Here is a 20,545-nt window from a genome sequence, read left to right as displayed (position 1 = left end):
TCTATACAATCACTGCACTGCCACCTTTGCAGTGCAGCTGCTCAAACTGTTCCACGCGGCTTGGCTTACCCATTAGATAGCCCTGAATACATTCACACCCTTTAGCATTTAAAAACGTCTGTTGTTCTTCTGTTTCAACACCTTCAGCAATCACATTTAACCCAAGGTTCTGAGCCATTAGAATTATTGTCTGTACGATCTCAGCATCATCAGGGTCTAACATAATATCCTGAACAAACGAGCGATCGATTTTAATCTTGTCTAACGGTAGTTTTTTCAGATGCAACAGTGATGAGTAACCGGTACCAAAATCATCCAGAGCAAACGTAACCCCCAAATCTCTGAGCTGCTGCATTTTTTCGATTGTATCTTCGATATCGATTAAAACCAGGCTCTCAGTTAGCTCAAGTTCCAGTTTTCCGGATGGAATGTTAAATAAGTTCAGACAGTTCTTAACATTTGTAACAAAGTTATCCTGCACAAACTGTTTGGCACTGACATTAACGGATACAGACAGATGACGCGCCTCCTCGGATTGCTGCCAACGCTCTATCTGTTGACAGGCCTGACTGATTACCCATTCACCTATAGGTATGATCAATCCGGTATCTTCAGCCAAAGGGATAAAATCAGCGGGTGAAACCATCCCCCGCTCCGGATGAAACCAGCGCAACAGAGCCTCTGCCCCAAACACATCCCCCCCACGACATTGAGGCTGATAGAAAAGTTCAAATTGACCTAAAGGCAGGGCCTTTCTCAGATCAGATTCCATTTTTGCCATAGAGCACAGGGAAGCCTCTGCGTCAGGGTCAAAGAAACGATAGGTATTTTTCCCCGCTTCCTTAGCCTGATACATCGCCATATCTGCACGTTTCATGATCTCTTCAGGCCGATCATAAGCATTGAACAGGGTAATTCCGACACTACAGCCACTGTGATATGACAGCCCATCCAGTACAAATACTTTTTCAACTGAGGTGATCACTTTCTCGGCAATTTTTTGAATCTGAGAAAGCACCTGGGTCTCTTCACACCCTAGATTTTCAAGGATAATGATAAACTCATCGCCTCCGAGGCGAGCCACCATATCCGCATTGCGGACACAACGATCTAAACGCTCAGCCACCTCAATCAGCAACATATCGCCTCGATCATGCCCCTGAGTATCATTGAGCTTTTTAAAGTTATCCAGATCGATAAACATTAGCGCACTGACCTGCTCTGTAATACGTGCAGAGCGCAAGGCACCATCAATCCTCTCTTGTAAGGATCTACGATTCGGCAAGCCCGTTAAGGGATCATAAAACGCCAGCTTATGGATATCCTCTTCACTCTTTTTACGCTGGGTAATATCGGTAAAGGACCCCACATAGTTGGTGACTCTCCCGGCTTCCGCTTCAACCGCTGTGATAGTTAGCTGTTGCGGATAGATCTCACCGGACTTACGTTTATTCCATATTTCACCCTGCCAAAATCGCTCTTTAGCTAACACACTCATCATCTTCGAGTAGAACTCTTCATTGTGATGACCTGACTGCAGCGAAGCGGGTGTTTTCCCGATGATCTCTTCTGGTTCGTACCCTGTCACACGAGTGAACGCGTTGTTAACCCTAAGAATTTTATGATTTTCATCCGTGATCAGCATCCCTTCCTGAGAGTCAAACGCAGTTGCCGCTATATGCAGCTCCTTCTCAGCAAGTTTACGTTCGGTTACATCGCGGGATAACACGATGAAATGCAATCTCTCCTCATCGCTGGCCTTCCGCGAAACAGAAAGTTCAAATGTTTTTTCCACATATCCAAGTTGTAGGTGGATTTGATGGCCTCTGGAAACACCTGCTGCCCAAGCCTCTTTTAATGCATCAATCACCACTGATGCAGCATCAGAGGGCATCACATCGAAAACGGTTTTACCGATCAACTCCTCCCTAGGAAGAACCAGATCATTTGGATCAGAAGCATGACATTCCAGATATCGCCCATCAATATCCATCTCAAACAACAGATCGGGAATAGCAGCGAAGGTAGCTTCTAGCTTTTTTCGGGCAATTTCACTTCTACATTCACTCTCGATCAGCGCATCTTCAGTTTCACGACGCTCAATCTGATGAGTAATTAGCCTTCCCAACAAAACCGTTGCAAGCGGAAAAATCAGCATAAGTGGCAAAGCAAGTACACTCAGGAGTGAATCCACTGTGCTGTTTGGCAGCACAGACAGGCAGGCGAGCATTACTGCATGAACCACAACACCCAAAAGATACAGCTGGGACCAATGAACTCTCTGCTCAGAACGCCATTTTTCACGCCATAGGCGGTAACCTACGCCTATAGCTGCTGAAGTGAGAATGATTAAAATGCCAGCAACAACTCCCTGTCCACCTTCGACAACCCTAAAGCCCACTGTCATAACAACGGCGGTGATCGTTGGAATTAAGCCAAAAAACAGACCAGAGATAAAAAGCAGAATTGAGCGGGCATCAATAATGACACCACTGACTAACGAGAGAGGAACCGACATCAGAGAGATGCCGATCAGACCGATAAAGATACCCGTCAGTAGCTTTTTAACCGGAGAGGGACGCCCCTGATGAAAGGAGAATGCGTCATACAGCACCCCCATAGCGAGTAGTAGAGCAACATTGTTGACCAGTGTAAAAATGATTCCGCTTGTCAACTCAGGCCACCTCTACCGACCAACCGGTTTGGAATTTACTAAAACCGCTCCAAGAAATGTAGTCCATTACCCTTAAAATTCCCTTAATAAATACAAGGGCAAATATTAACCACTAATGCACCCTGACTCCATTGGCTGAACTGATTAAAGCTGTCCAGGGATATTGATCTATATCAATAAAAACCGAACTGCAGTGATCACCGATCAATCATGCTCCTGTTTCTTTTTCTGAGCCTCCATATATTGTTTATCCATATCACCATACTGGCGCTCATACGCCTCCGGGTCAGATCGCCAAAGGCGATACAACTTGCGATCATTGGCAGCCATCGGAGGTGGGTTTTCACCTCTACGCTTTAAAGCATTTAGCGTCACGGGAATAAACGCAAACAGTACCAAGCCGAATACCAGGAGATATTTAAGCCACTCATCACTCATCTCAATCTTCTCCATCAAATAAAAAAAGCCGCACATTGGCGGCTTTATCAGAATAAGACCTTATCAGACCTTATGATAGATCTCGGCACCCGTCTCTTTAAATTCTGCCGATTTTTCCTGCATCCCCTGATCCGCTTTAGCATTGATTGCCGCCACTTCATCCGCATCTAATTCACGAACTTCCTGGGAGATTTTCATAGAGCAGAATTTTGGTCCACACATAGAACAGAAATGCGCCACTTTAGCTGATTCTTTTGGCAGTGTTTCATCATGGTATGAACGCGCAGTGTCAGGATCCAAGCCAATATTGAATTGATCGTCCCAGCGGAATTCGAAACGCGCTTTAGACATCGCATTGTCACGAATTTGCGCCCCTGGATGCCCTTTGGCCAGATCTGCGGCATGGGCAGCAATTTTATATGTGATGATCCCCTCTTTAACATCATCTTTGTTTGGCAAACCCAGATGTTCTTTAGGGGTTACATAGCAGAGCATGGCACAGCCATACCAGCCAATCATAGCGGCACCGATCCCAGAGGTGATATGGTCATAGCCAGGAGCAATATCCGTAGTCAATGGGCCCAGCGTATAGAATGGCGCTTCATGACACTCTTTAAGCTGCTTATCCATATTCTCCTTGATCATATGCATCGGCACATGCCCAGGCCCTTCAATCATCACCTGTACATCATATTCCCAGGCAACTTTGGTCAGTTCACCAAGCGTTTCCAGTTCCGCAAATTGAGCTTCATCATTGGCGTCATAAACTGACCCCGGACGTAACCCATCCCCTAGAGAGAAAGACACATCATAGTCACGACAGATCTCACAGATTTCACGGAAATGGGTATACAGGAAGTTCTCTTCATGATGAGCAAGGCACCACTTCGCCATAATGGAGCCACCACGGGAAACAATACCCGTCATACGCTTAGCCGTCATAGGCACGTAACGCAGTAAAACCCCTGCATGGATCGTGAAATAATCCACACCTTGCTCTGCCTGTTCAATCAACGTATCACGGAACACTTCCCAGTTTAGGTCTTCAGCAACCCCGTTCACCTTCTCCAATGCCTGATAGATAGGCACGGTGCCGATTGGCACTGGTGAGTTACGCATGATCCACTCACGGGTTTCGTGAATATTTTTACCCGTTGAGAGATCCATGATGGTATCTGCACCCCAGCGCGTTCCCCAGGTCATCTTTTCTACCTCTTCTTCAATCGAAGAGGTGACAGCAGAGTTGCCAATATTGCCGTTAATCTTAACCAGGAAATTACGCCCGATTATCATTGGCTCTACTTCTGGATGGTTGATGTTAGCAGGAATAATCGCGCGCCCCTCAGCTACCTCTTTACGTACAAACTCAGGGGTAATCTCTTCCGGCAGGTTTGCACCAAAGCCATATCCAGGATGTTGCTCAGACACAACATTCCCTTCCGCTTTTGCCTTAGCCAACTTCATATTCTCGCGAATAGCGATATATTCCATTTCAGGCGTAATAATTCCCTGACGGGCATAATGCATCTGAGTGACATTCTTACCCGCAGCTGCGCGACGAGGCTTGCGCGTCAGTTCAAAGCGCAGGTCATCAAGGCGCAGATCGGCTTCACGTACTCTGCCATACTCCGAAGTCAGCTGTTCTAACTGCTCTGTATCATCTCTTTCAAGAATCCATTTCTCGCGCAACGGAGCTAACCCTTTACGAATATCAATGCAAACCTCCGGATCGGTGTACGGTCCTGAAGTATCGTAGACATACAGAGGATCATTCTTCTCCCCTCCAAAACCTGTCGGGGTATCATCCAGTGTAATTTCCCGCATAGGCACACGGATATCCGGACGGGATCCCTCTACATAAACCTTACGAGACTTTGGAAAGGGTTGAACAGAATCCTGGTCAACTGTAGCGGTTTGACTTAACGCCTGCGTTTCTTGTTCTGTTGTCTTATCTACCATCATTCAACCTGTTGTTATAGATGCTTTGCATGGCCCTGAAATACGGCTACCAGTACGCATGAAAGTGATTTACCGGGCCATGACCTGCGCCCACATTGAGATTGTCTGCGTTATCGATTGCGGACGTTATATACTGCTTAGCATGTGACACCGCTTCTGTGACGCTTTCACCCTTCGCCAAATAAGCTGTAACTGCCGATGCTAATGAGCAGCCTGTTCCATGGGTATTCTGTGTATTGATCCTGACTTGTTGAAATATTTCAAACTGATCACCATCAAAAAAGATGTCTGGGCACTCTTCACCCATTAAGTGCCCTCCTTTCAGTAACACATTGGCGGGTCCCAACCGATGAAGCAACCTTGCCATCTCCTGCATGCCCTCAAGGCTGCCAGGCTCCTCCATCTTGAGAATCGCTGCAGCCTCGGGAAGGTTGGGCGTGATCAGTTCAGCCAATGGAAAAAGTTGCTCAATCACCGTGGTAACCGCATCCGCTTGAAGCAGGGCGTTACCGCTTTTTGAGATCATGACCGGGTCCACAACCAAAAGTATGTCTCGACGACGAAGGTCTTTAGCCACTTCTGAAACCACATCTGCACTGCCCAACATACCTGTCTTCACTGCTTTGATCTCAATATCATCAAATACAGTCTCCAACTGTAGTCGGATAAAATCAGGCGTAACAGGAAAGACCCCTCTGACTTCGCTAGTATTCTGGGCTGTCAACGCCGTTATAACAGAGGCGCCATAGACCCCCAGAGCAGAAAAGGTCTTCAGATCCGCCTGTATACCGGCACCACCACCTGAATCGGAACCAGCAATGGTCAAAACATTGGAAATATTAGATTGAGGATTTTTAGACACAACTTCCCCCTTGGACATAAACAATGAAAGAAGGTGTCAGCAGCTGTAGTTTCATAGAGTAGAGATCTCGATTTCCTACGCCGGAACAAACCGGATCAGGTTCAACGGGTATACTCTCAGCCCTACTGGGCACCCCGACCAAGACAAGCCTGTAGTTTAATTTCTCTGCTACCCCACTGTCCAGAAAAGCAGCTTCCCTTTGAGCACTTTGATAGAAAAATCCGTTGAAGTATGGAAATTAAGAATTTTTCTTATTTTTTTTTACACCGCAGTGACCATAATTAGTCACATGGATCTCCTGTTCATGGAACGAATATCAAGGATGGCCTCGATAAAGCAGCTGGGATGCAGGATGCACTAGGGACACCCGCATGCGGGAACTGCAGGGAATATGGATGCCAATGAAAAGGGCGCCTCATGGGATGAGGCGCCCTTTTTATTGTAACCGAGTCATCAAGATTCAATTAATTTAAGAAATTAAGAATTTTTCTTATATCAATCGAATCTACAGAAGCCATAATTGAACACGTGGATCTCCTGTTCATGGAACGAATAACAAGGACGGCCTCGATAAGCGGAAAGGATGGCATTGATGCCCTAGGACAAGCCCGCAAGGATTATGGAAGCCAATGATGGGGATGTTTCATGGAACGAAGCATTCCCTCAACCCCACCGATAAACTCTCACTTCAAATCCCAACTCAACTCTTTTGCACTACTGAAGCTGCAGAGAGGATTCAGCAGTTTTTTTAGAATCGTCCCAAACAGTTGCTACAAGCTCATCGACTTTTGTTTCACACCCTGAAGCGATCCACTCTGCGAGAAGGGTTGCCAGATCCGGAAAGCTCTGTTTTTCTACAGCTGGCAGTTCTAACCAGGTAGCAAGCTGCTCCGAATCTAAACTTTCCACTACTATACCCAACCCCAAATAGGATAACAGTTCAGCATTTGATTCCTGCTCCGCTTGTCCTTTCTGAGGCAGAGATAGAATTTTTTTCCCGTACTGCATCGCTTCGCTCAGCAACCCAAACCCTGAATTACAGATCACGCCATGACAACTGGCCAGATCACGATGAAAGCCCTCACGACAAAACGGCCGAATATGTAGATTGCCAAGCTCCTGCGGCTCGCTCACAGCAGCATAGATATAAAAATCATAGTCTGGGTAAATGCTTAGAGCGTGGCCGATCTTTTCTAGATCATCATGAGGTAGGTAGACCACAATTTTATTCTCAATCTCGCTCACTTCGAATAATGGGGCCTGTATCAATGGAGGGAAGATCTGTTTATCAAAATGATGCCAGTGCAACCCTAGCATCTTAGTGGCCGGAGCAAAAAGCCTGACCTGGTTCCGTAGAAGAAAATCGCTTTTACTGTCTGGAAGGGGGTGAAGAAAAGCATACTGATGAGCGATCCCAACACTGGGAACACCCTGTAATTTAGCAGCCCAGGCTGACACCGGCTCAAAATCGGTAATAACCAGATCATAGCTACTCAGATCTAGTGAGAATATATCCCGAAGCAATCTAAACGGTGCGTTTCTTGTCACGGTTTTCCATTGGTCGACTCGACTGCCATCCATGTAAAAGGTCAGCCCTCTACGGCACCGGTAATCACCAAAAGGCTCCATATTGAAGAGCTTTCCCGGTTCGCGGCCGCTGAAAAGAAAATCAACGTCTACCCCTGCTTGCTGAAGCGCTGGCGCCATCACTCTGGCACGCGTTATATGTCCATTACCCGTGGCCTGTACACCGTATAAAACCTTCATCTTCAGAATAATTCGATCAGGGAGGACAGACTCAAAGTAAGCATAGTACAACTGCCCCCAAGAATAGCACCCGCAACAATATCAGTTGGATAGTGCACGCCTAAAGCGATCCTAGAGAAACCGACCAGTATCGCCACACCGTAAGCAAACTCAGAGAAGGCGGGATAAAAGTGCGCCACGAGTGTCGCAAACACAAATGCTGCGGCCGCATGCCCTGATGGAAAGCTGAATTTATCCGAGGGAACAATATAGGCGTCAATTGGAAGAGATTCGCAGGGCCGATCACGTCGGATTGTATTTTTCAGGAGAAGATATAAAGGAAGTTCGATTGAATATGCGATCAGACCTACTATAAGAAATAAAAGCCCATTCACAGGCTCATAGATCGCCAGCAGCACCCCCAAAAGAAGATAGAGCCCACCATCTCCCAAACGGGATATCTGGCGACTTATCATTGCAATTTCAGGTGCTCGCGGTAAATTTAAACACCAATGAAACGCAAACAGATCAAACGTAGTCAGAATCTTTAGGGCACCCATCGTCCCGCCTCCAGATTGTCTCAATTATGCATTGCCATAATGAGAGACACTGGTGACAGTCAGATGAATACGGATTGACAATTATATTACAGGCAGGAGCAGCCCTAAATTAATGCTGCTGCCATCTCTTTGGTGAATTTCTGCTCAAACCACTGAGCGGCAAGCTTCACGACCAGGTCAGGCTTAAGAAAGGGAGCCATATGTCCCTGCCGCTCCATTACCAACAGCTCCATCGGCTGTTCACAGTAACTCATCACCCGTTTAGAATAACTGACTGGAAGCACCTCATCCTTATCCCCATGCAGGATCGCCGCTGCAAAGTCATATCGATTATTGACGATCTCACAACGGTAATTAAAAACACTGGAGAGCGTTTTTAAAGGATAATCAAAAACCATCAACGGATCCTGATTAATCTCTTTTGCCGCCGGATGGCCTTTGAGCAGTTGCTCAAAGTCAACAAAGGATTTAAGCGGCACTTTAAATCCGGGCAGTAATAGAGAGGATGCCCAGGTCCAGTTCCACCCCATTCGGTAACTTAAATCCGGTGCCAGATCAGGTACTAGTAACGTACCACACAACACCGCTGACAAACGTTTATCCTGTTCAGCGGCTGCGACAGCTAGCAAGGCCCCAATCGAGTATCCATAGATCCCAAACGGCCCTTTAAATCGCTGCTGCAAAACATCCAATACGGAGGAGATCGAATCGCACATCTGCTCAACGGTATAGTGACCACGACCACCACCGGAATACCCATGGCCAAGGGGATCAATGCCAACCACATTGAATCCCTCCTGTGAGAGCTTGCAAAGCAGTTCAGAATAGAGCTCACAGTAGGTTCCAATGCCTGGAAGAAAAAGAATAGTCGGCGCATCCGGCCCACTTTCATAGAGTTCACAGTGGACGGCATTTTCGCCAACACAAAACGCTGTGCGCTTATCCAGATAAGGTTCCACCTCAAGCTTTTCACGCAGATTCATGCGAAAGCTGCAATCTTCCTGAGTCAGAATTGGCGGTCGTATCTGTACAGTCATAATATTCTCAGATTATCGCTGGCAGCATTTACAAAAAACCGTTGATCGCTGCCCCAGCCGAACCTCTGTCAGTGGAGAAAGGCATTGAACACAGGGTTCCCCTTTTCGCCCATAAACATGAAGTTTCTGTTTAAAGTAGCCGGGTTTTCCATCACCTCCGACAAAATCCTTCAGCGTTGTGCCACCTTGCTCAATAGCAGCAGATAGCACACGCTTTATCTCAATAACCAACTGGTTCAAGCGGGTTTGCGAGATATTCCCTGCAGCCCTCCTGGGATCAATACCTGCAGCAAATAACGCCTCAGTGGCATAGATGTTTCCCACCCCTACCACTACTTTACTATTCATAATGACCTGTTTAATCGCAGACTTTCGTCCAACGCAGAGCTGCTTAAGGTATTCTGCACTGAAATCATCACTCAAGGGCTCAGGACCTAAGTTATAAAGGAGCTCGTGATGCTCGCCATCCGGTTGCCATAATACAGAGCCAAATCTGCGGGGGTCCGTCAAACGTAGTGCAATACCGTTCTCAAAGCAGAAATCGATATGATCATGCTTCTGAACCGTTTCATTCAGATCAACGATACGCAAGCTCCCGGACATCCCCAGATGGATCATGACGGCTCCACCCTCGACCACCAGCAAGATATATTTTCCCCGACGCCTCACCTCTGTCACAGTACGCCCTTGTAGTAGGTCAGGCAAAAAACTGGGGACTGGCCAGCGTAAGTTTGGATTTCGCACCTTAAGACAACGCAATTTCCGGTTCTTAATATGAGGGCTAATACCGCGACAGGTCGTTTCAACTTCTGGTAATTCAGGCATATCAGCAAGCGGACATCTACTTCAGGTCTGGCTGGCTAGGTTAACATAAAAAAACGCCATGAAAGCGGCAAAGCCCCACTCAGAGGCAAAGCTGTGCTACATTTGCCTCAAAATCATCAGAAACAAAAAAAGACATTATGGATTTTATCTGGATCTTATTTGCCTTTGTATGTGGCTATACACTACGCCTCATCGAGATGCCCCCGCTAATCGGGTATCTTTTTGCCGGATTTTTCCTACATTTCATCGGCGTAGAACCGGTTCCAAGCCTGGACACGCTTGCGGACCTCGGTATTACATTAATGCTGTTCACCATTGGGCTTAAGCTGAATATAAGAGATCTGCTTAAACTCGAAGTCTGGGCAAGCTCTCTGTCCCATATGACTTTATGGACGCTCTTGTGCGGTTCCCTATTTCTACTGCTGGCCTCACTCTCCATACCCTACTTCACCGATCTGGATCTGAAAGCAGCTGCACTCATTGGATTCGCCCTCAGCTTTAGCAGTACCGTATGTATCGTTAAACTACTGGAAGAGAGCGGGGAAATGAAAACCCGCCATGGCCAACTCGCTATCGGCGTTCTGGTTATGCAGGATATTGTTGCGGTGCTCTTTTTAGTCGCAGCTACAGGTAAAATCCCTTCCGTTTGGGCATTCATTCTCATCGGCCTACCCTTTATACGCCCGCTACTCAACCATATGCTGATGCGTGCGGGCCATGGAGAGCTACTCCCTCTGGCAGGCTTTTTCCTCGCTTTGGGAGGCTATGAACTCTTTACGCTGGTGGGTATCAAGGGAGATCTAGGTGCGCTTGTTCTCGGCATGATGCTAAGCTCTCACCCTAAAGCCAGTGAGCTGACCAAATCTTTACTTAGCTTCAAAGACCTCTTCCTTATAGGCTTCTTCTTATCCATTGGTTTCACAGCACTCCCTGATCTGCCTATGCTCGGCATGGCTGCTGTTCTTGCCATACTCATCCCGCTGAAGTACATCATGTTCTTTGGCATTTTTACTCGTTTACACCTGCGTGGCCGTACCTCATACCTTTGCGCTCTGGCGCTTAGCAATTTCAGCGAGTTCGGGCTAATCGTTGCCTATCTTTGCGTTGATAGTGGCTGGCTCAGCAAAGAGTGGCTGGTTATTCTTGCCCTTGCTGTCTCTCTCTCATTTATCCTGACGAGCATAATCTACCGTTCAGCCCATACTCTCTTTCTCAAACATAAAGTCACGATCAAGCGATTCGAAAGCGCGACACCTCTGGCCAGCGATATCTTCGTACAACCCAAAGATTCAGAGATACTCGTAATCGGGTTAGGCCGTGTAGGCAAAGGGGCATTTAAGGCCCTTCATGGCTTGGTGGGCGATAATGTCTGGGGCATGGATGCGGATCGCAGCCGTATCAAAAAATTCCAGTCGAAAGGCATGCATGTATTCTATGGTGATGGTGAAGATGCCGACCTATGGAGCAATATGGATACCCACAACATCAGATTAATTCTACTTGCACTGCCCTCAATGGAAGATATTCTGAATATTGCTGAACAGCTTCATTGCGCAGGATATCAAGGGGAAATTGCAGCGATTGCACGTTTTCCTGATGAGCATGACAAGCTAATTTCGGGCGGTATCGACAAAGTGTTCAACTTCTATACCGAAGCAGGCCTTGGCTTTGCTGAGGAGAGCCTTCAGTTAATCCAGCAACAAGCCGGCCTGACAGATAGACCCACATAGATGATTAAGGCACAAAAAAACCCGGCAATTGCCGGGTTTTTCTTTTAAAGAAGAAAGATCTTATTTGATCTTAGATTCTTTGTATTCAACGTGCTTACGTACTACTGGATCATACTTTTTGAACACCATCTTTTCAGGAGTGTTACGCTTGTTTTTGTCAGTAGTGTAGAAGTGACCAGTACCAGCAGAAGAAACCAGCTTGATCTTTTCGCGTGCGCCTTTAGCCATGATTCAGCTCCTTATACCTTGATGCCGTTGGCACGAACATCAGCAAGAACTGCGTCGATACCTTTTTTGTCGATGATGCGCATACCTTTAGAGGAAACACGCAGGCGAACGAATTTATTTTCGCTTTCTACCCAGAAACGGTGCCAGTGCAGGTTCGGCAGAAAACGACGACGAGTTTTACGCTGTGAGTGGGAAACATTGTTTCCTGTAACTGGGCGCTTACCAGTTACCATGCAAACTTTAGACATTGATAAAGCCTTAATAATTTATGGTTACGAATCTATCCTTTCTCTATTTATTGAAATGGCACCAGGCTGTGGGAGCGACTCTACACGTCCCAAAACTAAGCCATCTCTCAGGCGGAGCGTCCCGTAACTAGACAAGATACCGTACCGAAGTGTGGATAGAAGGTCGCGCATTATACACAACTGTTTTTCAATACACCACCAAAAATGGCTGCTTATATCAACCCACGCTCCGCAAATGAGACGACCTCACTATCTCCAACCACCATATGATCCAGCACACGTACATCTATCATCTCCAATGCGTCAGAGAGTCTTGACGTTATCTGCTGATCGGAGAGACTGGGCTCTGCTATTCCAGAGGGATGATTATGCGCCAGAATAACCGCAGCTGCATTGTGCAGCAGTGCTTTAGCCACTACCTCGCGAGGATAGATTGCCGCAGCGTTGATAGTTCCAAAAAACAGCTTTTCAAATTTAATAATCTGATGACGGTTATCCAGAAACAAACAGCCAAACACCTCCTGCCGAAAGTGTCTTAGCTGAGATTTAACAAATAGCTTTACCTGGTCAGGCCGCTGCAGCACCTCTCCCTTTAAAAGGTGAGAGTGCATATGCCGCCGGCTCATCTCCATCACTGCCTGAAGCTGCACATACTTTGCCACGCCTAAACCACGTGCAAGACAGAAATTGTGCTGATCGCTCTCCATCAAAGCTCGTAAGGATCCAAATCGCTGTAAAAGATCCCTGGCCAGATCAACAGCCGTCTTCCCTTTCACCCCGGTTCTTAAAAAGATAGCAAGCAACTCAGCATCTGAAAGTGCTGCTGCACCTTGCTGAAGCAGCTTCTCTCTTGGCCGCTCAGATTCAGGCCAATCCGTGATAGACATATCAACTCCTTTTGTATGTCATTTATCAGTAAAATCGCTCACTCTAATCTACGAAACTTTAGCAGGAAATGATATGGTTACCTCCCTTAATTCCTAGGGTATTAAATAGATATCGATACCCTCAACCGTACAGATAACAGCAGCCAGCCAGTATGCAGAGACTTACTAACAAACAGATTATTCTTGGGATAACCGGCGGAATTGCTGCCTATAAAAGCGCAGAGCTCACGCGTCTACTCAAAGGTGCCGGTGCTGATGTCCGAGTTGTCATGACACCCTCTGCGACAGAGTTCATCACACCTCTCACTCTTCAAGCACTCTCGGGAAACCCTGTTCACCTACATCTGCTGGACGCTGATGCGGAAGCCGGTATGGGACATATCGAACTGGCCAAGTGGGCAGATCTTGTATTGATCGCCCCAGCCAGTGCTAATTTCATGGCCAGACTGGCTTCAGGTCATGGTGATGACCTGCTGACTACGCTCTGTTTGGCCACAGAAGCTCCCATCTGCCTGGCCCCTGCCATGAATCAAGCTATGTGGCGCGATTCAGGCACCCAGGATAATGTAAACCTGCTTAAATCACGCGATGTCACACTATTTGGCCCTGGCTCAGGCGAGCAGGCCTGCGGTGATACTGGCCCTGGCCGGATGTTGGAGCCTGAACAGATCGCAATGCTATCCGCTGAACAGTTTGAAAGCGGCTCTCTAAGCGGAAAAACGGTGTTTATAACCGCGGGGCCAACACGAGAACCCTTAGATCCCGTGCGTTACATCTCGAATCACAGCTCCGGGAAAATGGGCTATGCCCTGGCAGAAGCGGCGGTTGAGGCTGGCGCTAAAGTCAAACTGATCAGCGGCCCGGTTAATTTACCGGCTCCAGCCAGAATGGAGCGCATCTCAGTTGAAAGCGCAGAAGATATGCTGACAGCTTCACTTCAGGATCTCAATTTATGTGACATCTTTATTGCTGCCGCAGCCGTTGCTGACTACCGCCCAACGGCTGTATCAGAGCATAAGATCAAGAAAGGAACTGAAGAGATCATGGAACTCCATCTGGTAAAAAATCCAGATATTGTTGCCACAGTCGCTACACACCCCTCCAACCCGTTCACGGTTGGTTTTGCCGCTGAAACCCGTGACGTGCTTGAATATGCTCGCGGCAAACTGGACCGCAAGAAACTGGATCTGATTATCGCCAACGATGTTTCGCGCAGTGATATCGGTTTCAACAGTGATGAGAATGCCGTCACCATTGTCAGTAAAACAACCGCAGAATCACTTCCTCAGGCCTCCAAACGTCAACTGGCTACCCGCCTTATTGCACGGATAGCGGAACAATATAATGCTGAGAAATAACACGCCCTATCTCTGCCAGCAACAGATAAAACATTAAAGGATTATCATGCGTTATACGCTCAACACACTAGACTATACGATCTTTCGCGCCTATGACGTTCGAGGCGTTGTCGGCTCCGCACTCACCGATGATACGGTATATCACCTCGGTCGAGCCTTCGCTGCCGAGGCACAATCTCAAGAGATCACCCAGGTAAATGTCGCTGCAGATGGGCGCCTCTCCAGCCCGAAGTTAAAACAGATCTTTAGTGAAGGCCTCATGGACGGAGGTTGTCATGTTACTGATATTGGTTATGTTCCAACACCTACTCTCTATTACGCTGCACATCAGGATGCCCAGTGCACCGGAGTCATGATCACAGGCAGCCACAACCCATCAGATTACAATGGCTTTAAAATGATGATCGCGGGTCATACTCTTTCGGGGGATGATATTCAGGCGCTAAAAGCCCGGATTGTAGATCAAAAATACACTGAGGGACATGGTACACATAAGGAACTGGATCTTCGTGAAGCCTATCTTGAACGGATTCTTAGTGATATCTCTCTGCCCAAGAAAATGAAAGTAGTTGTGGACTGTGGAAACGGGATCCCGGCAGAGCTCGCACCTAAACTGATCGAACGCCTGGGCTGTGAGATTATCCCGCTTTACTGTGACGTCGATGGCACCTTTCCTAATCATCACCCGGATCCGGGTAAGCCCAAAAACCTTCAGGATGCCATTGCTAAAGTAAAGGAAACCGGTGCAGACCTCGGGCTCGCATTTGACGGCGATGGAGACCGTGTGGGCGTAATCACCAACAACGGAAACATCATCTACCCAGACCGGGTCATGATGCTGTTCTCCGAAGAGATTCTGAAACGAAACCCCGGTGCTGAGATCATCTATGACGTTAAGTGCTCACGCCTGCTTGCTCATGTTATTCAGAAAGCCGGTGGAAAACCGACCATGTGGCGAACAGGTCACTCTCTGATTAAGCAAAAAATTAAAGAGAGCGGCGCTCTGCTGGGTGGTGAGATGAGCGGTCATATCTTTTTCAAAGAGCGCTGGTACGGATTTGACGATGCACTTTATAGTGCGGCTCGCCTACTGGAGATTCTAGCTAGTACAGAGCAGAACGCTGAAGAGATTTTTGCGCAATACCCAGAGGATATCAGCACCCCCGAATTGAATATCACCGTCACTGATGAGAACAAATTCGATATCGTTTCTGCCCTGCAGAAAATGAACTTCCCTGATGGTGAAGCGAATCATATTGATGGTGTTCGTGTCGATTATCCGGATGGCTGGGGCTTAATTCGAGCCTCAAATACCACTCCGGTTCTGGTTCTTCGCTTTGAAGCGGAATCAGAAACAGCGCTACAACGCATCCGCACTGAATTTGAAAGCAAACTGCATAAGATCGATAGCAGCCTGATCATTCCGGATGAATAAGCCCGTTATTAATACAGACACCTTGCAGAGGTGCCTGTGATGATCAAGATTTAAGGAAACTACAATGCCTCTTACACGTAAAGAAGCCATGACAACTGCCCACGTACTCAGTGAGGCGATGCCCTATATTCAACGCTTTGTCGGAAAAACTATCATCATCAAGTATGGCGGTAATGCGATGATCGATGAGAAGCTGCAAAACAGCTTTGCCCGCGACATTGTTATGATGAAGCTGATCGGCATTAATCCGATTGTTGTCCACGGGGGCGGGCCACAGATTGGGCAGCTTTTGAATGACCTCAAAATTGAGTCCCATTTCATCAATGGCATGCGTGTAACCGATTCCAAAACGATGGATGTGGTCGAGATGGTCCTGGGTGGCGCGGTCAATAAACAGATTGTTGGCCTGATCAACAACAATGGTGGTCAGGCGATCGGACTAACAGGTAAAGATGGCCAACTCCTACAAGCAAGAAAACTCCGGGTTGAACATAAAACACCGGAGATGGCAGCACCCGAAATTATCGATATCGGACACGTAGGTGAAGTCGCCAGCGTCAATGTAAAAGTGCTCGACATGCTAGTGAACTCTGACATTATCCCGGTCATCGCTCCAATTGGTGTAGGGAAAGATGGTGCATCCTACAACATTAATGCTGACTTGGTTGCCGGTAAAGTCGCAGAGGTACTTCAGGCTGAAAAACTAATTCTGCTGACTAATATTGAAGGTTTGATGGATAAAGATGGCAATATTCTCACCGGCCTTTCCACACAGGAAGTGGATGAGTTGATCGCCAATGGTACGATCTACGGCGGGATGCTACCCAAGATTGATTGTGCACTGAGCGCAGTCAAAGGTGGCGTAACCAGTGCACATATTATTGATGGCCGGGTTGAACATTCATGCCTGCTTGAGATATTCACCGATGAAGGTGTCGGTACTCTGATCACCAATCGCGGTTAAGGATATACCGATGAGCGAAAAGACAAAACTCTCCCGGCGTGAACAGATTCTGCAATCTCTGGCAAAGATGCTGGAAGGCAATCCTGGTCAGCGCATAACGACGGCCGCACTGGCGAAAGAGGTAGGCGTATCAGAAGCAGCTCTCTATCGCCACTTCCCCAGCAAAGCGCGAATGTTTGAAGGCCTGATCGGTTTTATTGAGGAGACGGTATTCAGTCGTGTGACAACGATTACGCAGGTAGAGTCTGACAGCACCAAACAGTGCGAACAGATTTTAACGCTGCTACTGGCCTTCGTTGAGCGAAACCCCGGGATGGCACGAATACTGACCGGCGATGCTCTCGCAGGTGAAACCGATCGCCTGCGCCAGCGGATAAATCAATTTTTTGAGCGCCTGGAAACCCAGCTTAAACAGATCCTGCGTGAGGCAGAAGTTAAAGAGGGATTACGAACAGCAACGACAGCTGGCGCCACTGCAAACCTTATGCTGGCAACAGCAGAGGGGCGTATCCGTCAATTTGTGCGGACGGAATTCAGAAAAAAACCTACCGAACAGTGGTCTGATCAGTGGGCACGCCTGGCAAGCGGCCTGTTTAAATAGGCCAGATCATAATCAAAGGGGAGCTTCAGTTCCCCTTTCCAGCGCGGTACCCACCAGCTCTCCATGGATACTCTTTTCGAACAAACAGGCCTGTTTCTACTCTCCCTCTTTGCAAATGCGCTGTCAGCCATGGCGGGAGGGGGTGCAGGATTATTACAGCTACCGGTCCTGCTCTTTCTGGGCCTGAGCTTTAGCAGCGCTCTGGCCACTCATAAGATAGCCAGCGTAGCACTCGGGATAGGCGCCACATTAAGACACCTCAGAGAGGGTCACCTGGATTATCGCTTTTGTGGGTTTATCCTTATCTGCGGACTCCCAGGCGTAATTCTTGGGGCAGATATTATTCTGCATATTCCCGAGGGATGGACCATTTTCAGCCTGGGCCTTCTTACCACCGGGCTGGGGTTATACTCATTTCGAAAAAAATCGCTGGGAATGCACGCTGAACACCGTCACCGTGACCGCTCAGGCATGATTATCGGAGGTTGCGTTCTCTTTATCATAGGTGCACTGAATGGTTCACTTACCTCGGGAACAGGACTGTTTGTCACTTTATGGCTGGTACGCTGGTTTGGCCTGGATTACAAGACCGCAGTCACCTATGTACTTATTTTGGTTGGACTCTTTTGGAACTCTACAGGCGCATTTACCGTTGCGTTACAACAACCGCCCCGCTGGGAGTGGCTTCCGGCCCTGCTGATTGGAGCGACACTGGGTTCATATTTAGGAGCACACCTGGCAATCACCCAGGGTAACAAACTGGTAAAACATGCATTCGAGGTACTGACCGTATTAGTCGGTATTAAGCTGATCGGTGATGGTGCCGGGATTTTGCTTACTGCTTGAAGCTAAAGGGTATGAAGGACAGTGACCTTCATGGCGATCACAACCTTTTAGGGAAGGTTTCTTTTGAATCAAGCTTCGTTGCGGTCTTAGTTCGAGCAGCTCCGATGCTGTCACCAGTTTAATGCCCAACTTAGCTAACTGCGGTAACGCTTCAGCGAGATAGGCCACTGTTTCGGGATAAGGATGCCCTATTGCCACCGCCTGACCTTTGGTGACTGCAAGTGCCAGAGCCTGCACAAATTGCTGATGGATATATTCACGCTCTCGCTTATTATCCAGAAAAACATCACGCATTAGGACTGGCACGCCCTGCTCGGCAGCCACCTTCCAGGCAACAGTAGCCGGCGTTGTCATACTATCCAGGAAAAAGAGACCGCGATTACGTGCCACACGCATCACCGTCTGCATTTTCTGGCGATCTTCGGTCAGAAGGCTCCCCATATGGTTGTTCATGCCCACCACATTAGGTATTGCATCCAGACCGCCATTCAGAACCTGAGCCAGCTCTGCTGTAGTTAAACTCTGTGTCAGAGCCCCTGGCCCAAGCCTCAACCCCGCCTTATTCTCCATAGGCGCATGCAAAATCACCTCTTTTCCTGATTTATATGCTCTTTTGGCCAGACTTGAAGAGAAGGGCGTATGCGGTAAGAAGGCATAGGTCAGAGCCCCGGGTAAATTGATTGCTGCAATCCCTTTGGCCTGATTATCCCCCAGATCATCGATCACGATCACCAACAAAGGTTCAGGCTTATCAGCAGCCTGCACATTAAATGACAGTATCAGTAGAATACTGCATAGCCACCCGGTGATTCCGGCCTCAGGAGAGGTACCCATTATTTTTTCACGATGGAAAGCGCTTTCAGAAGATTAAGCGCCTCATAAAGTTGGTAATCGCGAGACGCAAGGCCATCGGGCTCATCGCCCGCTTTCACCTTCTCCTCCATACCGTTCTCCAGATGACCTGAGAGATCGCGCTCTTTAATAAACTCAGGAGCATTATTTAACAGTGTCAACTCCGCTTCATTCACTTCTATATCAGGCTTTATCCCCTGAGCCTGGATGGAGCGACCATTAGGCGTGTAATAGAGTGCGGTGGTTAACTTTAGCGCCCGCTCTTTGGTTAGGGGTAGCACTGTTTGCACAGACCCTTTCCCAAAACTGTCCAACCCCATGATAATAGCTCGCTTCTGATCCTGAAGTGCCCCTGCAACAATCTCAGAAGCCGATGCTGAACCCCCATTGATCAGCACCACCATCGGTAAGTCGGGGAGCAACGTTTCACGCTTGGCACTAAAGCGCTGCTCCGACTCGGGTAAGCGCCCCTTCGTGTAGACGATTAGCCCCTCACTCAAAAAGGTATCACCGATATCCACAGCAGCTTGCAGAACACCTCCTGGATTATTCCTTAAATCCAGAACCAACCCTTTGAGCTCATCACTCATTAATTCGCGCAGATGTTTTCTCACCTCACTGCCAGAATCGATCTGGAACTGGGAGACCCTGAGATAGGCAAAATGATCATCCAGCATGCGACTTCTGACGCTGGCAACCTGAATCACATCACGAATGACTTCAATCTCAAGTGGCTTTTCCTCGCCTTCACGCACAATCGTTAAAACGACTTTACTGCCGGGCTTACCGCGCATCAGGTCGACCGCTTCATTCAACTCCATTCCCTGTACAGGCTTATCATCAAGCTTAGTGATCAAATCACCTGCTTTGACACCTGCTCGCTGGGCTGGAGTATCATCTATCGGAGTAATAACTCTGACAAAACCATCCTCAATACCAACCTCTATACCCAAACCACCAAATTCACCACTGGTGTGCGCCTGCAGGTTCTGAAATTCGTCCGGTTCCAGATAGGTTGAATGGGGGTCCAACCCCGCAATCATCCCTCTTAAAGCATCTTCGAGTAGAGTAGCGTCATCAACAGGCTCTACATAAGCACTCTTAATACGTTGAAACACCTCTGTAAACAGACGTAGTTCATCGAGCGGAAGTGATTTTTCTTCGACGACCTCAGTTGCAGCTGAAGCTTGTTCCGCCGCTGAGAGGGCATAAGGAAAGGCAAACAAGCAAAGCGCCGTCCCAAGCAGCATCCGCTTCATCATTCCGGGGTATTGAACATACTTCATTAATCCATT

General features: G+C 47.8%; 19 protein-coding genes and 1 riboswitch. Of the genes, 6 read left to right on the top strand and 13 right to left on the bottom strand.

Features of this window, described 5'->3' with window-relative positions:
* Position 1: 1 nt before the first annotated feature.
* The 8 genes from Q0882_RS16245 to mutM all read right to left on the bottom strand — a co-directional run bounded on the left by Q0882_RS16245 (position 2) and on the right by mutM (position 10,101).
* On the bottom strand, positions 2–2,674 hold the full coding sequence (locus Q0882_RS16245; protein ID WP_299183901.1) for an EAL domain-containing protein: 2,673 nt from the start codon (positions 2,672–2,674) through the stop codon (positions 2–4).
* Between the two features lie 204 nt (positions 2,675–2,878).
* Positions 2,879–3,112: a hypothetical protein gene (locus Q0882_RS16240; protein ID WP_299183898.1), complete on the bottom strand. Its 234-nt coding sequence runs from the start codon at positions 3,110–3,112 to the stop codon at positions 2,879–2,881.
* 63 nt (positions 3,113–3,175) lie between these two features.
* Complete coding sequence (thiC, locus tag Q0882_RS16235) at positions 3,176–5,074, bottom strand: phosphomethylpyrimidine synthase ThiC (protein WP_299183895.1); 1,899 nt, start codon at positions 5,072–5,074, stop codon at positions 3,176–3,178.
* 43 nt (positions 5,075–5,117) lie between these two features.
* Positions 5,118–5,933, bottom strand: a complete 816-nt coding sequence (gene thiD / locus Q0882_RS16230; protein WP_299183892.1) for a bifunctional hydroxymethylpyrimidine kinase/phosphomethylpyrimidine kinase — start codon at positions 5,931–5,933, stop codon at positions 5,118–5,120.
* A 55-nt stretch (positions 5,934–5,988) separates the two neighbouring features.
* Positions 5,989–6,080: riboswitch (TPP riboswitch) on the bottom strand.
* A gap of 567 nt (positions 6,081–6,647) precedes the next feature.
* Positions 6,648–7,751 carry an MJ1255/VC2487 family glycosyltransferase gene (locus Q0882_RS16225; RefSeq protein ID WP_299183889.1) on the bottom strand — a complete coding sequence of 368 codons (1,104 nt, stop codon included), beginning with the start codon at positions 7,749–7,751 and terminating at the stop codon, positions 6,648–6,650.
* Positions 7,703–8,239: a phosphatase PAP2 family protein gene (locus Q0882_RS16220; RefSeq protein WP_299183887.1), complete on the bottom strand. Its 537-nt coding sequence runs from the start codon at positions 8,237–8,239 to the stop codon at positions 7,703–7,705. Before Q0882_RS16220 ends, Q0882_RS16225 begins: the two co-directional genes overlap by 49 nt.
* 104 nt (positions 8,240–8,343) lie before the next feature.
* Positions 8,344–9,276 carry an alpha/beta hydrolase gene (locus Q0882_RS16215; protein WP_299183885.1) on the bottom strand — a complete coding sequence of 311 codons (933 nt, stop codon included), beginning with the start codon at positions 9,274–9,276 and terminating at the stop codon, positions 8,344–8,346.
* Positions 9,277–9,288: 12 nt separating this feature from the next.
* Complete coding sequence (gene mutM / locus Q0882_RS16210) at positions 9,289–10,101, bottom strand: bifunctional DNA-formamidopyrimidine glycosylase/DNA-(apurinic or apyrimidinic site) lyase (protein WP_299183882.1); 813 nt, start codon at positions 10,099–10,101, stop codon at positions 9,289–9,291.
* A gap of 137 nt (positions 10,102–10,238) precedes the next feature.
* Here mutM and Q0882_RS16205 point away from each other — a divergent pair, with 137 nt between their 5' ends.
* Positions 10,239–11,831, top strand: a complete 1,593-nt coding sequence (locus Q0882_RS16205) for a cation:proton antiporter family protein (protein ID WP_299183879.1) — start codon at positions 10,239–10,241, stop codon at positions 11,829–11,831.
* Positions 11,832–11,891: 60 nt separating this feature from the next.
* Here the strand turns inward: Q0882_RS16205 and rpmG are convergent, their stop codons facing one another.
* The 3 genes from rpmG to radC all read right to left on the bottom strand — a co-directional run bounded on the left by rpmG (position 11,892) and on the right by radC (position 13,194).
* A complete protein-coding gene (gene rpmG, locus Q0882_RS16200; protein WP_007023004.1) occupies positions 11,892–12,059 on the bottom strand; it encodes a 50S ribosomal protein L33 in 168 nt (55 codons plus the stop codon).
* An 11-nt stretch (positions 12,060–12,070) separates the two neighbouring features.
* Positions 12,071–12,307, bottom strand: a complete 237-nt coding sequence (gene rpmB, locus Q0882_RS16195; RefSeq protein ID WP_297310281.1) for a 50S ribosomal protein L28 — start codon at positions 12,305–12,307, stop codon at positions 12,071–12,073.
* A 212-nt stretch (positions 12,308–12,519) separates the two neighbouring features.
* Positions 12,520–13,194 carry a DNA repair protein RadC gene (radC, locus tag Q0882_RS16190; protein WP_299183874.1) on the bottom strand — a complete coding sequence of 225 codons (675 nt, stop codon included), beginning with the start codon at positions 13,192–13,194 and terminating at the stop codon, positions 12,520–12,522.
* 152 nt (positions 13,195–13,346) lie between these two features.
* On the opposite strand from radC, the gene coaBC reads away from it, so the two are divergent.
* From coaBC to Q0882_RS16165, 5 genes are all read left to right on the top strand, one after another.
* Positions 13,347–14,552, top strand: coding sequence for a bifunctional phosphopantothenoylcysteine decarboxylase/phosphopantothenate--cysteine ligase CoaBC (gene coaBC / locus Q0882_RS16185; protein WP_299183871.1), 1,206 nt, complete (start codon positions 13,347–13,349; stop codon positions 14,550–14,552).
* A gap of 46 nt (positions 14,553–14,598) precedes the next feature.
* Positions 14,599–15,987: a phosphomannomutase/phosphoglucomutase gene (locus Q0882_RS16180; RefSeq protein WP_299183869.1), complete on the top strand. Its 1,389-nt coding sequence runs from the start codon at positions 14,599–14,601 to the stop codon at positions 15,985–15,987.
* Positions 15,988–16,051: 64 nt separating this feature from the next.
* Positions 16,052–16,951 carry an acetylglutamate kinase gene (gene argB / locus Q0882_RS16175; protein WP_299183867.1) on the top strand — a complete coding sequence of 300 codons (900 nt, stop codon included), beginning with the start codon at positions 16,052–16,054 and terminating at the stop codon, positions 16,949–16,951.
* A 10-nt stretch (positions 16,952–16,961) separates the two neighbouring features.
* On the top strand, positions 16,962–17,552 hold the full coding sequence (slmA, locus tag Q0882_RS16170; protein WP_299183865.1) for a nucleoid occlusion factor SlmA: 591 nt from the start codon (positions 16,962–16,964) through the stop codon (positions 17,550–17,552).
* 63 nt (positions 17,553–17,615) lie between these two features.
* Complete coding sequence (locus Q0882_RS16165) at positions 17,616–18,398, top strand: sulfite exporter TauE/SafE family protein (RefSeq protein WP_299183863.1); 783 nt, start codon at positions 17,616–17,618, stop codon at positions 18,396–18,398.
* Here Q0882_RS16165 and Q0882_RS16160 read toward each other — a convergent pair.
* Entirely contained in the window at positions 18,345–19,232 is an 888-nt protein-coding gene (locus Q0882_RS16160) for a divergent polysaccharide deacetylase family protein (protein ID WP_299183860.1), read from the bottom strand. The two genes, Q0882_RS16165 and Q0882_RS16160, sit on opposite strands and share 54 nt — an antisense overlap.
* A complete protein-coding gene (locus Q0882_RS16155; protein WP_299183858.1) occupies positions 19,232–20,536 on the bottom strand; it encodes a S41 family peptidase in 1,305 nt (434 codons plus the stop codon). The genes Q0882_RS16160 and Q0882_RS16155 overlap by 1 nt, the downstream gene beginning before the upstream one ends.
* Between the last annotated feature and the right edge of the window lie 9 nt (positions 20,537–20,545).

It is taken from the genome of uncultured Neptuniibacter sp. (assembly GCF_947498015.1).
GTDB lineage: Bacteria > Pseudomonadota > Gammaproteobacteria > Pseudomonadales > Balneatricaceae > Neptuniibacter.
This window is presented reverse-complemented; position numbering and strand designations above follow the sequence as displayed.

What these genes read in the sequence shown, in the direction of transcription:
- Q0882_RS16165 (WP_299183863.1), top strand. Translation starts at nt 17,616, where the DNA reads ATGGATACTCTTTTCGAACAAACAGGCCTGTTTCTACTCTCCCTCTTT.
- argB (WP_299183867.1), top strand. Translation starts at nt 16,052, where the DNA reads ATGCCTCTTACACGTAAAGAAGCCATGACAACTGCCCACGTACTCAGT.
- rpmG (WP_007023004.1), bottom strand. Translation starts at nt 12,059, where the DNA reads ATGGCTAAAGGCGCACGCGAAAAGATCAAGCTGGTTTCTTCTGCTGGT.
- Q0882_RS16205 (WP_299183879.1), top strand. Translation starts at nt 10,239, where the DNA reads ATGGATTTTATCTGGATCTTATTTGCCTTTGTATGTGGCTATACACTA.
- Q0882_RS16240 (WP_299183898.1), bottom strand. Translation starts at nt 3,112, where the DNA reads ATGAGTGATGAGTGGCTTAAATATCTCCTGGTATTCGGCTTGGTACTG.
- coaBC (WP_299183871.1), top strand. Translation starts at nt 13,347, where the DNA reads ATGCAGAGACTTACTAACAAACAGATTATTCTTGGGATAACCGGCGGA.
- mutM (WP_299183882.1), bottom strand. Translation starts at nt 10,101, where the DNA reads ATGCCTGAATTACCAGAAGTTGAAACGACCTGTCGCGGTATTAGCCCT.
- Q0882_RS16180 (WP_299183869.1), top strand. Translation starts at nt 14,599, where the DNA reads ATGCGTTATACGCTCAACACACTAGACTATACGATCTTTCGCGCCTAT.
- rpmB (WP_297310281.1), bottom strand. Translation starts at nt 12,307, where the DNA reads ATGTCTAAAGTTTGCATGGTAACTGGTAAGCGCCCAGTTACAGGAAAC.
- Q0882_RS16220 (WP_299183887.1), bottom strand. Translation starts at nt 8,239, where the DNA reads ATGGGTGCCCTAAAGATTCTGACTACGTTTGATCTGTTTGCGTTTCAT.
- thiC (WP_299183895.1), bottom strand. Translation starts at nt 5,074, where the DNA reads ATGATGGTAGATAAGACAACAGAACAAGAAACGCAGGCGTTAAGTCAA.
- slmA (WP_299183865.1), top strand. Translation starts at nt 16,962, where the DNA reads ATGAGCGAAAAGACAAAACTCTCCCGGCGTGAACAGATTCTGCAATCT.
- radC (WP_299183874.1), bottom strand. Translation starts at nt 13,194, where the DNA reads ATGTCTATCACGGATTGGCCTGAATCTGAGCGGCCAAGAGAGAAGCTG.
- Q0882_RS16160 (WP_299183860.1), bottom strand. Translation starts at nt 19,232, where the DNA reads ATGGGTACCTCTCCTGAGGCCGGAATCACCGGGTGGCTATGCAGTATT.
- Q0882_RS16215 (WP_299183885.1), bottom strand. Translation starts at nt 9,276, where the DNA reads ATGACTGTACAGATACGACCGCCAATTCTGACTCAGGAAGATTGCAGC.
- Q0882_RS16155 (WP_299183858.1), bottom strand. Translation starts at nt 20,536, where the DNA reads ATGAAGTATGTTCAATACCCCGGAATGATGAAGCGGATGCTGCTTGGG.